The sequence below is a fragment of the Actinoplanes aureus genome (genome assembly GCF_015704865.1).
GTDB classification, from domain to species: Bacteria; Actinomycetota; Actinomycetes; order Mycobacteriales; family Micromonosporaceae; genus Actinoplanes; species Actinoplanes aureus.
Genome location: NZ_JADQTO010000031.1, coordinates 62,051 through 77,024, shown reverse-complemented (window position 1 = coordinate 77,024; position 14,974 = coordinate 62,051). Strand labels below are relative to the sequence as shown.

Genomic DNA, 14,974 nt, shown 5'->3' with positions numbered 1-14,974 from the left:
ACTGCGGGGACCGACCCCCTGGAGGTTCAAGAAATGACCGCTGCGTCCGGCGGGGCACAGACCGCACGACCGACCCGCCTGCCACGTTCGGCGCGCCGCAAGCAGTTGCTGGCCGCCGCGCAGCAGATCTTCGTCGCGCACGGCTATCACGCCGCCGCGATGGATGACATCGCGGAGCGGGCGGGCGTCTCTAAGCCCGTTCTCTACCAGCACTTTCCCGGCAAGCTGGAGCTCTACCTGGCCCTGCTCGACACGCATTGCGACGCGATAATCGCCAAGGTGCGCGGGGCCATGCTGGCGACTCCCGACAACAAGGAGCGTGTGAAGGGCGCGGTTCGCGCGTACTTCGACTTCATGGATCACGAGAGCGAGGCCTTCCGGCTCGTCTTCGAGTCGGACCTGCGCAACGACCCACAGGTGCGCCAGCGGGTGGAGCGCGTCGAGCAGGGCTGCATCGCCGCCGTGACCGACACCATCATCTCGGACACCGGGCTGCGGCCGGACCAGGCCGAACTGCTCGCCTCCGGCCTCGCCGGGGCGGCCGGTCAAGCAGCACAGTTCTGGCTGGCGAACGGGCGGCGTACGCCCAAAGCTGAAGCCGAAGCTCTCGTAGCTGCGCTGATCTGGCGTGGGATCGCCAGCTTCCCGCTGCAGGGAGGTTCAACGGCCGGAACGCCGCCGGAAATCGGATAGCCTTTTCAGCGGTAGACGGTTTACAGAGGAGGGCTCCGTGGAGGTCAAGATCGGCGTGCAACATTCGCCGCGTGAGCTGGTGCTGGAGAGCGCGCAGACCCCGGCGGAGGTCGAGCAGGCGGTGACCGAGGCGATGGCCAAGGACAGCGTCCTGTCGCTCACGGACGAGAAGGGCCGCAAGGTGATCATTCCGATCGCCAAGGTGGCTTACGTGGAGATCGCCGAGGCGTCGCACCGCCCGTTCGGCTTCACCACTCGCTGAGGTACCGGGAGGGTGCCCTGGTCACAGGGTTCCCTCCCGTAAATTCGCTCTCCAGTGCACCCGACGTTCGTCGGGTAGACTCGTCTGGTCGCCGCCGGCGTCGATTTGCCCAGCCGACCGGCTGGGCTCTTCCGCCCGGCGACTGCGCGTGCGGCCCGCCTGTCTTTGGCGTGTGGCCCGCGCCTATACGAGACCGCGCCCCAGTGACACGACGGGCGCACCACGAGAGGGCACCCGTAAAACTTCATGACCGACAATGAGCAAGCTCTAGTACCCGTAACCACTCGCGCGCCGGTCCGCCCGGACAGCCCCACCTTCGCCGATCTGGGCGTCCGCGCCGAGACGGTCGAGGCCCTGGCCAAGGCCGGCATCACGCACGCGTTCGCCATCCAGGAGTACGCGCTGCCGATCGCCCTGCGGGGCACCGACCTGATCGGCCAGGCGCCGACCGGCACCGGTAAGACCCTGGGCTTCGGCCTGCCTCTGCTGGAGCGGATCACCGCCCCGTCCGAGGGCGCCGACGGCCAGCCGCAGGCCCTGATCGTCGTACCTACCCGTGAGCTCGGGCTCCAGGTGGCACGCGACCTCGCCGCCGCGGGCAGCACCCGGGGTGTCCGGGTTCTGCCGATCTACGGCGGTGTGGCGTACGAGCCGCAGGTCGACACCCTCAAGAAGGGCGTCGAGATCCTGGTCGGCACTCCCGGCCGGCTGCTCGACCTGGCCAAGCAGAAGCAGCTGAAACTCGGCTCGATCAAGGCGCTGGTCCTCGACGAGGCCGACCGGATGCTCGACCTGGGCTTCCTGGAGGACGTCGAGAAGATCCTGGCGATGCTGCCGGAGCAGCGGCAGACGATGCTGTTCTCGGCCACCATGCCGGACCCGATCGTCGCCCTGTCCCGGCGGTTCCTGCGCAACCCGGTCACCATCCATGCCGGGCACACCGCGGAGAGCGTCGCCTCACCGCTGACCAAGCAGGTCGTCTACCGCACCCACCCGCTGAACAAGCTGGAGATGGTGGCGCGGATCCTGCAGGCCCGCGAACGCAGCCTCACGATGATCTTCACGCGGACCAAGCGGGCCGCCGACCGGGTCGCCGAGGACCTCGACTTCCGCGGCTTCGCGGTCGCCGCCGTGCACGGTGACCTGGGCCAGGGCGCCCGGGAGCGTGCACTCCGCGCGTTCCGTGGCGGCAAGATCGACGTGCTGGTCGCCACCGACGTCGCGGCCCGCGGACTGGACGTCTCCGGCGTCACCCACGTGATCAACTACGACTGCCCGGAGGACCCGGAGACGTACACGCACCGGATCGGCCGGACCGGCCGGGCGGGTGCCACAGGTGTCGCGGTCACGTTCGTCGACTGGGAGGACATGCCGCGCTGGGTCCTGATCGACAAGTCGCTCGGGCTGAGCATGCCGGAGCCGCCGGAGACGTACCACACCAGCCCGGCCCTCTACACCGACCTGGACATCCCGACCGAGATCTCGGGCACCCTGCCGACCGCTGAGCGCAGCCGTGCGGGCCTCGCGGCCGAGGTCGAGGAGGACCTGGGTGGTGGGCGCCGGCCGAGCCGTGGTCGCAATCCGCGGGGCCGCTCACGCGGTGGTTCCGGTCCGTCCTCCCCCGCGCCCACGTCCGAGGGTGAGAGCGACGGCGAGCGGGCCAAGCGCCAGCGGCGCCGCCGCCGGCTGAGCGATTCCGAGACTTCTTCTGGTACGCCGGACGCCCCGGCATCGGATGTCCCCGCATCGGATGTTCCTACGGCTGCTCCGGACGACTCCGGGGAGGGAACGGGTGCGCCGCGTGCCCGGACTCGCCGGCGCCGGGCGGCTACGGTCGAGCCGCTCTTCTCCGACGGTGACGCACCTGCCGCCGAGGCTGCACCGGCTTCGGCACCGGCTCCGGTTTCGGCCTCGGCTCCGGTTTCGGCTTCGGCTTCGGCTTCGGCTTCGGCTTCGGCTTCGGCTTCGGCTTCAGCCGAGGCTGCTTCGGCTTCCGCCGAGGCTGCTCCGGAGGGGGATGCTCAGCCGCGTCGCCGGCGCCGTCGCAGCAGCCCGCGTGGCACCGCCGAGGAGAGCGCTGCCGCCGACCTGAGCGGTGGCTCCGAGGCCGGCGTGGGCACCACAGCCGACGCCTGACCGGCACCCCTGATGTCCCGCCGCGTCAATGGCGCGGCGGGATGCCCAGGGCGGCGCACGACTCCTGATACAGCCGGACCACCTCGGCCCGGACCTGGCCCCGGTCGGTGAGACGCTCGCGGAACGGGACCCGGACCGGCGTCTCGATCCCGTCGACGGCCACGGCGAATTCCAGCGCCTCCGCGTCCATGCCTGACATCCGGGCCGTGGTCGCGGCCGGGACACCGCCGAACGCGCGGACGATCAACACGTTGTCGTCGGCATGGTCCTCGTTCATGTGCCGTGCGATCTGCGCGACCACTTCGGGCGGGAAGGGATCCGTCACGTCCAGTGCTCCCCCAGCTCGGCCAGCATGTCGATGTTCAGCCGGAACGCCGCGGACACCTCGGCCAGGAAGGCGTCCTGCTCGGGCCGGGTCCAGCGTACGGCGTTGAGCCGGTCCCGGTAGCGGGCTCGGAACAGCGGCGGGTCGACGCCCTCGAAGACGAAGAACCGGTAGCCCTGGCGGCGCAGCCCGTACGCCGCCACGATCGCCCGGCCCAGCCACTGCCCGCCGGCGAGGTCGCCGAGATATCGGGTGCAGTGATGTGCCACATACCCGGTGTCCTGGTCGACCGCCGCATACCGGATCCGGGTGCAGTACGTGCTGGTGGACGGCAGTGCGGTGACCCGGCTCTGCCAGCGGGCCCCGTACAGGTACCGCAGGTCGGCCTCGAGCGCCGGGATCCGGAACAACTCCGGGAAGACGAAGTGGCGGGCCACCGGATCGGTGGACATCGCGGACGCGGCCAGCTCGAGAGACTCGTAGATGAACCAGTGCTGAGCGGCAAGCTCGGCATAGGCCGCGAAGGGCAGCCGGCCGGACGCCAAGCCCTCGATGAACGAGCTTCGCCGGGCGGCGGCATGCTCGTCCCGGGTGTGCTCGCGCAGCCGGGACGAGAGCGTTTCGGCCCTCATGAACATCGCACGGCTCAACGAGCAGCACCTCCTCTCCGCGCCCCGCCGATCAACTTAACCGCCCGGCAGAATGGATGCCATGCCAGAACCGCTCGATCAAGCACTCGCCGAGGTGCGCGAACTCCTGCTCGCGCCGGGCCTCACCCGGGCCGTCGCGGCCGGACGGCGCCGCGGCCACGTCCCCTCGGTGACCCGCGCACAGGTGCGGCCGGTCACCCTCAAGCACGGGCGGAAACTGCAGATCGTCACCGATGACGGGGCGCGGCCGTACACCCGCAACGTCACACCCGGCGACGAGGCCGCGGCCGCGGTGGACGCGCTGCTCGCCGAGCCGTTCGGAAACTGGCACGTGGAGACCGAGTCGGCCACCGTGCAGGTGCGGATCACCAAGAAGGGTGACGCGCAGGTGCACCGGGGCGGCGCCGTCTCGCCGCCGTCCGCTCAGGAACACGATCGCGCGAAGCAGTGGCTGCTCGACCCGGGCGACCCGCTGTTCGAGGTGATCGGTGGCAACGCGGCGAAACGCCGGCAGATCGACGCGTTCCTCCGGGCACTGGCGGCGACGCTGCCGGAGCAGCTGCCGACGCCGCTGCGCGTCGTCGACCTGGGGTGCGGCAACGCGTACCTCACCTTCGCCGCCTACCGATACCTGGCCGGGCGCGGCACGCAGGTCCAGGTTGTGGGGGTCGATGTGCGAGAGGATCAGCGGGTACGCAACAGCGCGGTCGCCGATCGACTCGGCTGCTCGGACGACGTGACGTTCGTGGCCGGGACCATCGAGGACGCCGAGCTGACGTTCACACCGGACCTGGTGCTCGCGCTGCACGCCTGTGACACGGCGACCGACCAGGCGCTGGCCCGGGCGGTCCGGTGGCAGGCCCGGTGGGTGCTCGCCGCCCCGTGCTGCCATCACGACATCGCCGCGCAGCTCAAGGGCAATGCGGCTCCTTCGCCGTACGCGGAGGTGACCCGGCACGCCATCCTGCGCGAGCGGTTCGCCGACGTGCTGACCGACTCGCTGCGGGCGGCGCTGCTGCGGTTGCACGGCTACCGGGTGGACGTGGTCGAGTTCATCGACTCCGCGCACACGCCACGCAACCTGCTGCTGCGGGCCCGGCGCACCGGTGCCGAGCCGACTCCGGACCAGCACGCCGAGTACGACTCGCTGGCCGGGCAGTGGGGTGTGACACCCGCGCTGGCGAAGATGCTCAGCTGACCACGACGGTCCAGGCCGCTGTGGAGACCTTCCCGGCGGCCTGGAAGTCGAAGAACATCCGGTAGGTGCCGGGGCTCGGTGCGGCCAGCCAGAACTTGACCTTGCCGTCGGCGAGCCGCGTCTCCGGGTGCACGTGGACGTAGCCGGTGTCGCCCTGACGCAACACGACCAGATGCCCGTACGCGCCCAGGTACGGCTCGACCGCGACCGGCTTGCCGGCGGCGTCGGTGACGGTCATCAGGAGGGGCTGGGTGGACTCGGTGACGGGCGTTCCCTCGTACGTCACGTCGTACGCCGCCGTGGTTGCGGCCAGGGCCGGATCGGGCAGGGTGACCGGCGCATAGTTCCCGGCGACCGTCAGGTCGCCGCCCAGCGTGGTGGCGACCTGGGTGCCACCGACCAGCGCGGTGAAATCGGCGATCATCCGATAGCTGCCAGGCTCGGGGAGGGTCAGGTCGACGCTCCAGGTGCCGTCCGGTGCCATCACCGGGTGCAGGTGCTGGAAGCCGGTGAGATCACGGCGGATCACGATCAGGTGCAGGGGCTTGTCGTGGACGATCGCGTACGTGGTGATCGGAGCACCGCCCGCGCCGTTGATCGTGAACTCGAGCTTCTGGTTGGTCTTCGCCGGAAATGTCGTGGCCAGTGGGGTGAGCGTCAGCCCGCTGGAGCTGAGCGAGAGGCCGCCTACAGCCGCGCCCGCCGCCCCGCCGGGAACCGGAGCTGTGGTGGTGCCGTGGACGTGTGGCTGGTTCTCGTCCACGGCGGCGGAGGCGGCCGGGGTCGTGGTGGCCGGCGCTGCGGGGGCGGCCACCGGGCCGTTGTTCAGGCGGCCGAGGCCGTAGCCGGCGAAGAGCACCACGATGAGCAGCGCACCGATCGCGGCAAGGCGGAAGGCGGCGTGGTCCTGCGGGGTTCTGCCGGACGGCGTCGCCTCGCCTGCGGTGGCGGCTCGTGCTGGCTCCGCCTCTTCCGTCAGGGCCCAGCCGCCACGCCGCGCCCCTTTGGCCGCGGCGCGCCCAGCGGGGGTGCCTGCTAGCTCCGTCTCCCCCGTGCGGGTGCCGGCGGGCTCGGTCTCCTCAGCGGGGGTGCCTGCTGGCTCCGCGTCCCCCGCGCGCGAGCCGGTGGGCTTCGTGTCCTCGGTGGGCAGCTGGTCAGGCATCCGCGAGCTCGTAGCCGGCCTCGTCGACCGCCGTGCGCACGGCGTCCTCGGTCAGCGGTGTCTCGCTGGTCACCGTCACCCCGCCGGAAGGCAGGTCGACCTGCACGTCCGCGACCCCCGGCAACGCCGAGAGCTCCTGGGTCACGGCCTGGACGCAGTGCGAGCAGGTCATGCCCTTAACGGTGTAAGTGCTGGTCACGGCCATGGTTCAACCCCTTCGGCAACTCGCCTCGCTCGATCCGCCATTCGTCCGGCTCGGACGTCAGCATACCCCCAGCCGGTATACCGCCCCGGACCGGCGTTTGGAAACTGCGTTGGCTCGAGACCGGCCAGTTGGTACACCCGTCCCTGCGTTGACGAACACCTTGAGGAGAACACGGTGACAGAGCTCGAACGCGGTGAGTACACCCTGACCGACGATCCGGGACGGGTTGACCTCGACCGAGTGCACCGCTGGCTGTCGGAGGAGTCGTACTGGGCGGCCGGCCGCCCCCGCGATCTCGTCGCCCGGTCGATCGACGGCTCCATCCCCTTCTCCGTCCTGACCGGGGGTGAACAGGTCGCCTTCGCCCGGGTGGTCACCGACGGCGCGACCTTCGCCTGGATCTGTGACGTGTTCGTCGACTCGCGGCACCGCGGTCGCGGGCTCGGCACGTGGCTGGTCGACAGCATCGTGGACAGCCTGTCGGCGCAGGGGCTCCAGCGGTTTCTCCTGGCCACCAAGGACGCGCAGGAGGTCTACCGCCGGTCCGGCTTCGCCGAGCTGGAGGGGGCGCACCGCTTCATGGAGATCGACCGCCGGCCCACCCGCAACGCCATCCTCGGCCGGGCCTGAGACTGATCGCCGCAGCTCGCCGGGCTTAGCCGGCGCCCACGAGCCGCGAGGCCGACCAGCCCAGGCAGCGTCGCGACGATCGCTGAGCCGGCACTCGCGAGGCCCGAGTAAGCCCGAGTAGGCCCGGGGAGCCTCGCGGCACGATCGCTGAGCCGACGCCCGCGATTCGCCAGGCCGACCAGCCCGGGCAGCCTCGCAGCGCGATCGCCGAGCCGGCACCCGTCAGGTGCAAGGCCAACCAGCCCGGGCAGCGTCGCCACGATCGCGAATCACCTGGCCGACCAGCCCGCGGGGCCTCGCGGCACGACCGCTGGGTCGGTGTTAGTGGGTGGTCAGCCCGCTACCGCCAGGGCCAGCGGGAGGACGGCCGCCGCGCCGGCGCGGCGGAGTGCGCGGCCGGCGAGGGACATGGTCCAGCCGGAGTCCACCAGGTCGTCGACCAGCAAGACCGGTCCGGACAGGGCGGCCAGTTGGCCGGCGACCTCGGGTGGGACGGTGAAGGCGTCGTGGAGCGTGCGTACCCGCTGAGCGCTGTTGCCACGCTGACCGGTTTCGCTCATCCGATCGGATGACAGCGCACCGAGCAGCGGGAGCCGGCCGATCACCGAGATGTGCTCGGCCAGACTGTGGATAAGTTGTGGATGACGACGGGAACCCACCGCTACGACGGCGACTGGGCGCTGCCGCCACGCGTCGTCACCGTGAGCCCATGCCTTGAGCACCTCGACCACGGCACCGGCCAACTCGGCGGGGATCGGGGCGTCCGGAGACTCCGGCGAGACCACACCTCGCAACCGGCTGCCCCAGCCGAGATCGGACAGGCGGCCGACCGCCCGGCCCGGCTCGATCTGCTCGGCTGGACCGATCTTGCCTTTGAGTGAGATGCCGATCGCGGCCAGGCCGGTGGGCCACATCTTCTTCGGCGCGATCTCCACACCGGGACGCCCCAGGAACGCGCCGGCGGCGGCCAGCGCGGCGGACGAGACCTCGGCGTCGAAGAGCGGACCGGCGCAGTTGTCACATCGACCGCACGGGGCAGCGCCGGGGTCGTCCAGGCATCGACGGAGGAACTCCATGCGGCAGCCGGTCGTCCTCGCGTACTCAATCATGGTTTTCTGCTCGGTCTCGCGCGCCTCGGCCACACGCCGGAGCCGGACGGTGTCATAGGTCCACGGCTCGCCGGTGGCGAGCCAGCCGCCGCGAGTGCGGCGGACCGCGCCGTCCACGTCCAGGACCTTGAGCATCAGCTCGAGCCGGTTGCGCCGCAGGTCGACCAGTGGCTCCAAGGCCTGCGTGGAGAGTGGCCGATCCGGTGAGAGCTGGGTCAGCACGGCACGCACCTGGTCCTCCGGCGGGAACGCGAGCGAAGCGAAATACCGCCAGATCGCGGCGTCTTCCGGGCCGGGCAGAAGCACCACCTCGGCGTGCTCGACCGCCCGGCCGGCCCGGCCGACCTGCTGGTAATACGCGATCGGTGAATTCGGCGCGCCGAGGTGGACCACGAACCCCAGATCGGGCTTGTCGAAGCCCATGCCGAGGGCGGACGTCGCCACCAGAGCCTTGATCTTGTTGTCCAGCAGGTCCTGCTCGGCGGCTCGGCGGTCCGCGTCCTCGACCTGTCCCGTGTACGACGCCACGGCGAACCCTCGGGTTCGCAGGAAGTCCGCGGTCTCGGTCGCCGCGGCGACGGTAAGCGTGTAGATGATTCCGGAGCCGGGAAGCCGGTCGAGGTGGTCGGCCAGCCACGCCAGCCGCTGTGCCGGGTCGGACAGGCTCAACACGGCGAGCCGCAGCGAATCCCGGTCGAGCGGGCCACGCAGCACCAGGGCGTCGCCGAGCTGCTCGGCGACGTCCGCGGTGACCCGGGCGTTGGCGGTGGCGGTGGTGGCGAGCACTGGCGTGCGCCCCGGCAAGCCGCTCAGAAAGGTCCGAAGGCGCCGGTAGTCGGGGCGGAAGTCGTGCCCCCAGTCGGAGACGCAATGCGCCTCGTCCACCACGAGCAGCCCGGTGCTCGACGCCAGGCCGGGAAGCACGTTGTCACGGAAGTCGGGGTTGTTGAGCCGCTCAGGGCTGATCAGCAGCACGTCCACGTCACCGGCACGGATCTCGTGCTCGATCAGGGACCACTCGTCGAGATTGGCCGAGTTGATGGTGCGGGCCCGGATGCCGGCCCGAGCGGCCGCGTCCACCTGGTTACGCATCAGCGCGAGCAGCGGAGACACGATGACCGTCGGGCCGGCCGGCGGATCGCCCGGCTCGGCGGTGGCGCCGTTGCGCAGCAGCGCCGTGGCGACGAAGTAGACCGCGGACTTGCCCCACCCGGTGCGCTGCACACAGAGCACGCGCCGCCGGTCCACGGTGAGCGCCTCGATGGCGCGCCACTGGTCCTCGCGCAGCACCGCCTGCTCGCCGGCCAGTTTGCGGAGCACCTCCTCGGCGCGCTCCCGCACGGCTGCTCGCTCGGCCACGCCCGCCGTCATCCGCGTCGAATCAGTCACCCGGCATGTCTATCAGCCCGCGGCGGCCCGGCCCGAGTTATCCACAGTCCGGAGTTGTCCACAGGCCGGAGCACGAATTCGCACGCTCCGCTCGCGAACCCGCAATGCTGCTGGGGCGAGCGGGCATCGACGTTCGCAGACCGATCGGGATCGTCGAGAGGTGGTGGGCGGGATGAGCGGGCTCGTGATGGTGTTCCCGGCGGGCCGGTGGCACGTGCCGAGTCGGGTGGTGCGTTGCCCGATGCGGCGAGGCCTTTCGCGGCGTAAGGCACGGCCAGGGCAGCCGCGACCTCGCCCACCACCATGACAGGCCGGCCGTTGGCCGGCCGGCTCTGCCTGCGTGATCCACCCCGCCGCCCTTGCCGGGCTGGTGGGGGCCGCCGGGCCCATCGTTCCCGGTCCGGCGGCTTCAATGAATGCGACAAACGATGGCCACCAGGGTGTAAGGCTCTAAGACATGACCAAAACGATCGCCGAGAAGCTGCTCATCAAGCCCAACTCGACCATCTGGCTCAACGAGCCGGCTCGCCTGCCACTGCTCACTCCGATGCCGGAGGGAGTCCGGGAGACCGGCACGCTGGCCACGGCCGGGACCGCGGTGATCTTCGTCGAGGACGCGGCGGCCGTGCGGGAGCAGCTGACCGAGCATCAGGCTGACCTGGACAAGCCCGGCGCTTTCTGGATCGCCTACCCGAAAGGCAATAAGGCCGACATCAACCGGGACACGCTGTGGCCGATCGTCGCCGACTTCGACATGCGGCCGTGCGGGCAGGTCGCGATCGACGAGCGCTGGTCCGGGCTGCGATTCCGGCCCAACCGGCCGGGAGAGGGACGGTTCACCGGTGGCACGTCCGAGTGAGGAGAAAAGACGATCATCGGCCCAGGACGGAACCGCCGTTGACGTTGATGATCTGCCCGGTGACGAAGCCGCCGCCGGGGCCGACCAGCCAGCGGACCGCTTCCGCGATGTCGTCCGGGACGCCCGCGCGCTTGACGAGCGTGGCGTCGATCCGGGCCTGATGCCCCTCCGGGGTCATCCGGCCCAGGAAGAACTCGCTGTCCGTCACGTATCCGGGCGCGATCACATTGGCGGTGATCCCCTCGCCGCCGAGCTTGGTGGCCAGGTCGAGGGCGTACCCGTGCAGGGCCGCCTTGGCCGCGGAGTAGGGGCCGCCACCGCCTCGCTGGGCGGCGATCGAGCTGGTCAGGATGATCTTCCCGCCCGGACGGCGCAGCTGCGGCAGCAGCGCGGTGGTCATCAACACCGCGGTGAGCACGTTGGAGTCGAGGTTGGCGCGCCAGCGGGCGGCCACCCCGTCGAGAGTGTCCTCGTCACCGGGGATGAAGGCGCCCGCGTTGTTGACCAGCACATCGAGTGGGCGCCCGCCGACCGCCTCGACCACCGAGGCGATCTGGGCCGGGTCGGCGACGTCAGCGGTCACCGCGGTGGCCTGCGGGCCGATCCACTTCACGGCGTCGGCGAGTACGTCCGCGCGGCGGCCGACGATGATCACGTCGAAGCCTTCGCCGGCGAGCATGCCGGCCGTTGCCTTCCCGATCCCGGTTCCGCCGCCGGTGACCACTGCGAGTCTCGTCATGGTGTCGACCCTATCGGCGCCGGCCCGTGGGGATCTTCCGGTCAGAGGGCCAGGGAAAAGCCGGGGCCGTCCTTGAGGGCGGGAGCGGGAGCCCGGCCGGTGGGTGCCTCGATCGCCGGCTTTCGGGGGGTGCCGCTTCGGCGCGGACCGGGTCGCTTGCGCTTGTGCGATCCGCTGTCCCGGGACGGGGTCTCCTCGACGGTGGCGCTGACCGAGTTGTTCTTGACCGATTCAGGGTTCGTGCTGCCCAGGACCTCGGCGCGGCAAGTTTGGTCGTTCAGCATGAAGGAGAGCGGCAGCGGGTTCCGGTCGCGGTACTCGCCGTGCAGGGTGATCATGCGGGAGCGACCCTTGCCGGTCACCACGACCCGGCGACCGTGCTGTGCGACCGCCTTCGACAGTGAGCCGAGACGTTGCGATCCGGGATAGCTGAACTCGACACGCCAACCCGAGCCCTGCTCCGCGGTGGCCAGCACGGTCAGCTTCGCCTCGAAGTCCGAGCCGGAGTCGTGCCGCACTTCGTATCGGACGGCGCAACGAGGGCGACGCGTACCGCCGGCGGCCGCTGCTCCGACAGCCGGGCCGTCCGCGCCGGCCGCGGTGGTCTGCGTCCGGTCCGCCTCTTCCGCCTCACGCCGGGCCGACCAGCTGAGCGCGGTCGCGGCGAGCAGGATCACGGTGGCGAAGGCGGCGATCGCCGGCATCCGGTCCCGACCGGTGCGGGCCTGCCGCGCATCGCGGTTGCGGCGGCCGATGAAGAGGCCACCGCCGAGCGAACGGACGGCGCCCAGCCGCAGAGCGGAACCGATCCTCAAGCCGGCGCGCAACTTGAGGTTCGCCGCGCGGGTGCCGGACGGAGGGAGCGTGCTGAGGTGCCTGCGGAAGAGACGCGTGCGGACGAGGCCATGCAGCGCCGACCGGTGGGCATCGTCTCGCACGGGGGCTTCGCGCCGGCCTGATCGGGCGACAGCTTCGCGCCGGCCAGGTCTGATGGCGGCCTCGCGGCGGCCGGACCCGGTAGAGGCCTCGCGGCGGCCGGATCGGATGGGGCGCGTGTCGTCGCGCCCGGGGCCCGGGACCTGGGCGACCGCTCGGATGGACGGTACGGCCGGCCGTTCGCCCTCCCGCAGCGGCGGGATGATCGCCCGCAGCCCGACGGTCGCGGAGAGAACCCGCGCGATCTCGGCGGCTCCGGGACGATCCCGCGGAGCCTTGGCCAGGCAGCGCAGGCACAGGTCGGCGACGCCGGACGGCATACCGGGCAGGTCCGGGATCGGTTCCGGGTCGGCGTACAGGTGGGCGCGCAGGGCCTCGGCGGTGTTGCCGGCCGGCCAGGGCAGCCGGCCGGTGAGAGCGCGGTACAGCAGTAGGCCGAGGGCGTACACGTCGGTGGCGGGAGACACGGAGGCGCCGCCCAGGCGTTCCGGGGCGAGGTATGCGGGGGTGCCTAGCAGGCTGCCGTCCGGGGCGGCGTCCCGCTGTCCGACCGCGGCGGAGATGCCGAAGTCGACGACCTTGGCGCCGGCCCCGGTGAGCATCACGTTCGCCGGTGTGACGTCGCGGTGCACCACCCCGCGGGCGTGCGCGGTGGCGAGCGCGGAGGCGACCTCGGCGGTGACCATGACGGCCTCCCGCCAGTCCAGCGAACCCTGCCGGCCGATTCGGGCTGCTACCGACTCGCCGTCGTTGAGTTCCATCACCACGTACGGGACGGTGAGGCGATCCGAGATCGGCGCCTCGCCGAAGTCGAAGATGCCGGTGATGTGCGGGTGGCAGAGCCGTGCGGCGGCGAGCGCCTCCTGCCGCAGCCGATCCCGGAAGGTACGGTCCTCGGCCAGCCGTGGCGAGAGCACCTTGACCGCGACGTCGCGGCCCAGGATCTCGTCGTAGCCGCGCCAGACGACCGACATGCCACCGGTGCCGAGTTTCTCGACCAGGCGGTACCGCCCAGCGATACGGAGCGATCCGTCGTGACCGTTTCGCTCCGTACGCCCCATGCGCCGATTCTCGCCCGAGCGGATCGCCGTCCGGTGCCGCACTCGAAAACCCGCGGCTAAACCCTCGAGCCACGACGACTTGCCGAGGCGGCGGCGGAACGAGGGTCAGCCGGCGAGGAGCTGGTCGACCGGGGCGTAGTCGTCGGTCAGGACCCGGGAATCGCCCACGAAATCGGTCAGTTCGGGGCCGGCCAGCAGGGTGACCGGAGTCCTGACACGGGTGAGCGCGGAACGGACGGCGTCCAGCGGCAACGGTGAGTGCGAGGCGACGATGACGAAGTTCGCACCGGTCTCGCCGGCTATCGCGTCCGGTGGGGCGATCAGGGCGACGTGCGGGAACGCCGCGGCCACCGTCGCCACCTCGGCGCGGATGAACCGGTTGGGCGGGTAGTCGATCACGTTCTGGGCGTACACGCCGGTCGGCCGTAGCACCCGGGCCACGTCTGCGGCCATCTCCCGGGTGGCCAGATGCCAGGGCACCACCAGATGCCCGAACGCGTCGCCCACCACCAGGTCGTAGCTCGCGTCCGGCCGGTCGGCCAGGCCGACCCGTGCGTCACCCACCTCGACCCGCAGGTCGGCACCGGTGGTCAGGCCCAGTTTGTCCCGGTCGAGGTCGACCAGGCCGCCGTCGAGTTCGAGGACGAACTGGTTGCTGCCCGGCCGGGTGGCCCGTAGATAGTTCGGCACGGTGAAGCCGCCGCCACCCAGGTGCAGCGCGTCGATCGGCGCGGCGGCGGGGCGGAGCACGTCGGCCACCGCGGCGATCCACTGCACGTACTCGAATTCCAGGTACAGCGGGTCGTCCAGGTCGACGTACGAATGCCGCGCCGAGTTGAGCATCAGCGTGCGCCCGGCGGGCCGGTCGGTGTCCGCGACGACCTGGGCGCAGTGGTACGCCGTCTCCACGTCACAGGGAGTCGGTGCCGTCGCGCCCAGCCCGGCACCGACCAGTCCCACCGCGGCCAGGACCGCCCGGGTCTTGGGCGACCCGGGAACATCAGGCCGGTTACCGTCGCGGCGCAGCCACCACCCGAGTAGCAGCCCGCTGATCGCCAGCAGCACCGCCAGACTCAGGATGATCACGCTGCTCGGCATCGCCGCGACGAAGACGAACCCGGTCACCAGGGTCGCGGTGATCGCGCCGAGGGTGCCGATGCTGGACAGCCGGCCCACCACGGTGCCGGCCTTGCGCAGGTCGCCGAGCTGGAGCTTGACCACCATCGGCGCGACGGTGGAGAGCACGAGCGCCGGGAGGAAGACGGCCAGCGCGGCGAGCAGCAGTACGGCCGGGGCGGCCCCACCACGCAGCAGTTCCCCGCCCCACCGCACGAGCGGGAGCGTGACGGCCGTCCCGATGGCGCCGAGGATCAGGGCCGGGGCGAGCAGCCCGCGCGGGTCGTACCGGTCGGCGAGGCGCCCGCCGATCCACGCGCCGTACGCGATCGCCGCCAGGGACACGCCGATCACCGAGCTGCTCACCTGAAGAGTCACCCCGACGTACGGACCGACCAGGCGCAACGCCACGATCTCCAGAACCAGGACAGCCCCGCTGGCTCCGAACGCCAGGGCGGTCGCGAGGGCCGAGGGGAGGGCACGCGGCGGTGTTTCCATCGCCGG

General features: G+C 71.3%; 14 protein-coding genes. 6 read left to right on the top strand and 8 right to left on the bottom strand.

Going from position 1 to position 14,974, the window contains the following annotated elements:
• Positions 1-33: 33 nt before the first annotated feature.
• The 3 genes from I4J89_RS41165 to I4J89_RS41155 all read left to right on the top strand — a co-directional run bounded on the left by I4J89_RS41165 (position 34) and on the right by I4J89_RS41155 (position 3,091).
• Positions 34-693 carry a TetR/AcrR family transcriptional regulator gene (locus tag I4J89_RS41165; RefSeq protein WP_196419678.1) on the top strand — a complete coding sequence of 220 codons (660 nt, stop codon included), beginning with the start codon at positions 34-36 and terminating at the stop codon, positions 691-693.
• A 37-nt stretch (positions 694-730) separates the two neighbouring features.
• On the top strand, positions 731-955 hold the full coding sequence (locus I4J89_RS41160; RefSeq protein ID WP_196419642.1) for a DUF3107 domain-containing protein: 225 nt from the start codon (positions 731-733) through the stop codon (positions 953-955).
• Between the two features lie 246 nt (positions 956-1,201).
• Complete coding sequence (locus tag I4J89_RS41155) at positions 1,202-3,091, top strand: DEAD/DEAH box helicase (protein WP_196419641.1); 1,890 nt, start codon at positions 1,202-1,204, stop codon at positions 3,089-3,091.
• 25 nt (positions 3,092-3,116) lie between these two features.
• On the opposite strand, the gene I4J89_RS41150 is transcribed toward I4J89_RS41155, so the two are convergent.
• Both I4J89_RS41150 and I4J89_RS41145 read right to left on the bottom strand, forming a co-directional pair.
• Positions 3,117-3,416: a DUF2470 domain-containing protein gene (locus tag I4J89_RS41150; RefSeq protein ID WP_309238697.1), complete on the bottom strand. Its 300-nt coding sequence runs from the start codon at positions 3,414-3,416 to the stop codon at positions 3,117-3,119.
• The gene (locus I4J89_RS41145; RefSeq protein WP_230860461.1) at positions 3,413-4,048 is read right to left on the bottom strand and encodes a biliverdin-producing heme oxygenase; all 636 of its coding nucleotides are present in this window, start codon (positions 4,046-4,048) and stop codon (positions 3,413-3,415) included. Before I4J89_RS41145 ends, I4J89_RS41150 begins: the two co-directional genes overlap by 4 nt.
• A 79-nt stretch (positions 4,049-4,127) precedes the next feature.
• Between I4J89_RS41145 and I4J89_RS41140 the strand changes: the two genes are divergently transcribed.
• Positions 4,128-5,264: a class I SAM-dependent methyltransferase gene (locus I4J89_RS41140; RefSeq protein ID WP_196419640.1), complete on the top strand. Its 1,137-nt coding sequence runs from the start codon at positions 4,128-4,130 to the stop codon at positions 5,262-5,264.
• On the opposite strand, the gene I4J89_RS41135 is transcribed toward I4J89_RS41140, so the two are convergent.
• Positions 5,257-6,426: a DUF8832 domain-containing protein gene (locus I4J89_RS41135; RefSeq protein ID WP_230860460.1), complete on the bottom strand. Its 1,170-nt coding sequence runs from the start codon at positions 6,424-6,426 to the stop codon at positions 5,257-5,259. The two genes, I4J89_RS41140 and I4J89_RS41135, sit on opposite strands and share 8 nt — an antisense overlap.
• Complete coding sequence (locus I4J89_RS41130) at positions 6,419-6,631, bottom strand: heavy-metal-associated domain-containing protein (protein WP_196419639.1); 213 nt, start codon at positions 6,629-6,631, stop codon at positions 6,419-6,421. Before I4J89_RS41130 ends, I4J89_RS41135 begins: the two co-directional genes overlap by 8 nt.
• A 174-nt stretch (positions 6,632-6,805) precedes the next feature.
• Between I4J89_RS41130 and I4J89_RS41125 the strand changes: the two genes are divergently transcribed.
• Entirely contained in the window at positions 6,806-7,261 is a 456-nt protein-coding gene (locus I4J89_RS41125) for a GNAT family N-acetyltransferase (protein WP_196419638.1), read from the top strand.
• A 332-nt stretch (positions 7,262-7,593) separates the two neighbouring features.
• On the opposite strand, the gene I4J89_RS41120 is transcribed toward I4J89_RS41125, so the two are convergent.
• Positions 7,594-9,741 carry a RecQ family ATP-dependent DNA helicase gene (locus I4J89_RS41120; protein WP_196419674.1) on the bottom strand — a complete coding sequence of 716 codons (2,148 nt, stop codon included), beginning with the start codon at positions 9,739-9,741 and terminating at the stop codon, positions 7,594-7,596.
• Between the two features lie 475 nt (positions 9,742-10,216).
• Here I4J89_RS41120 and I4J89_RS41115 point away from each other — a divergent pair, with 475 nt between their 5' ends.
• Entirely contained in the window at positions 10,217-10,618 is a 402-nt protein-coding gene (locus I4J89_RS41115) for a hypothetical protein (RefSeq protein WP_196419637.1), read from the top strand.
• A 13-nt stretch (positions 10,619-10,631) separates the two neighbouring features.
• On the opposite strand, the gene I4J89_RS41110 is transcribed toward I4J89_RS41115, so the two are convergent.
• The 3 genes from I4J89_RS41110 to I4J89_RS41100 all read right to left on the bottom strand — a co-directional run bounded on the left by I4J89_RS41110 (position 10,632) and on the right by I4J89_RS41100 (position 14,968).
• Entirely contained in the window at positions 10,632-11,357 is a 726-nt protein-coding gene (locus tag I4J89_RS41110; protein ID WP_196419636.1) for an SDR family NAD(P)-dependent oxidoreductase, read from the bottom strand.
• 41 nt (positions 11,358-11,398) lie between these two features.
• A complete protein-coding gene (locus I4J89_RS41105; RefSeq protein WP_196419635.1) occupies positions 11,399-13,354 on the bottom strand; it encodes a serine/threonine-protein kinase in 1,956 nt (651 codons plus the stop codon).
• 105 nt (positions 13,355-13,459) lie between these two features.
• Entirely contained in the window at positions 13,460-14,968 is a 1,509-nt protein-coding gene (locus tag I4J89_RS41100) for a fused MFS/spermidine synthase (protein ID WP_196419634.1), read from the bottom strand.
• Positions 14,969-14,974: the final 6 nt, after the last annotated feature.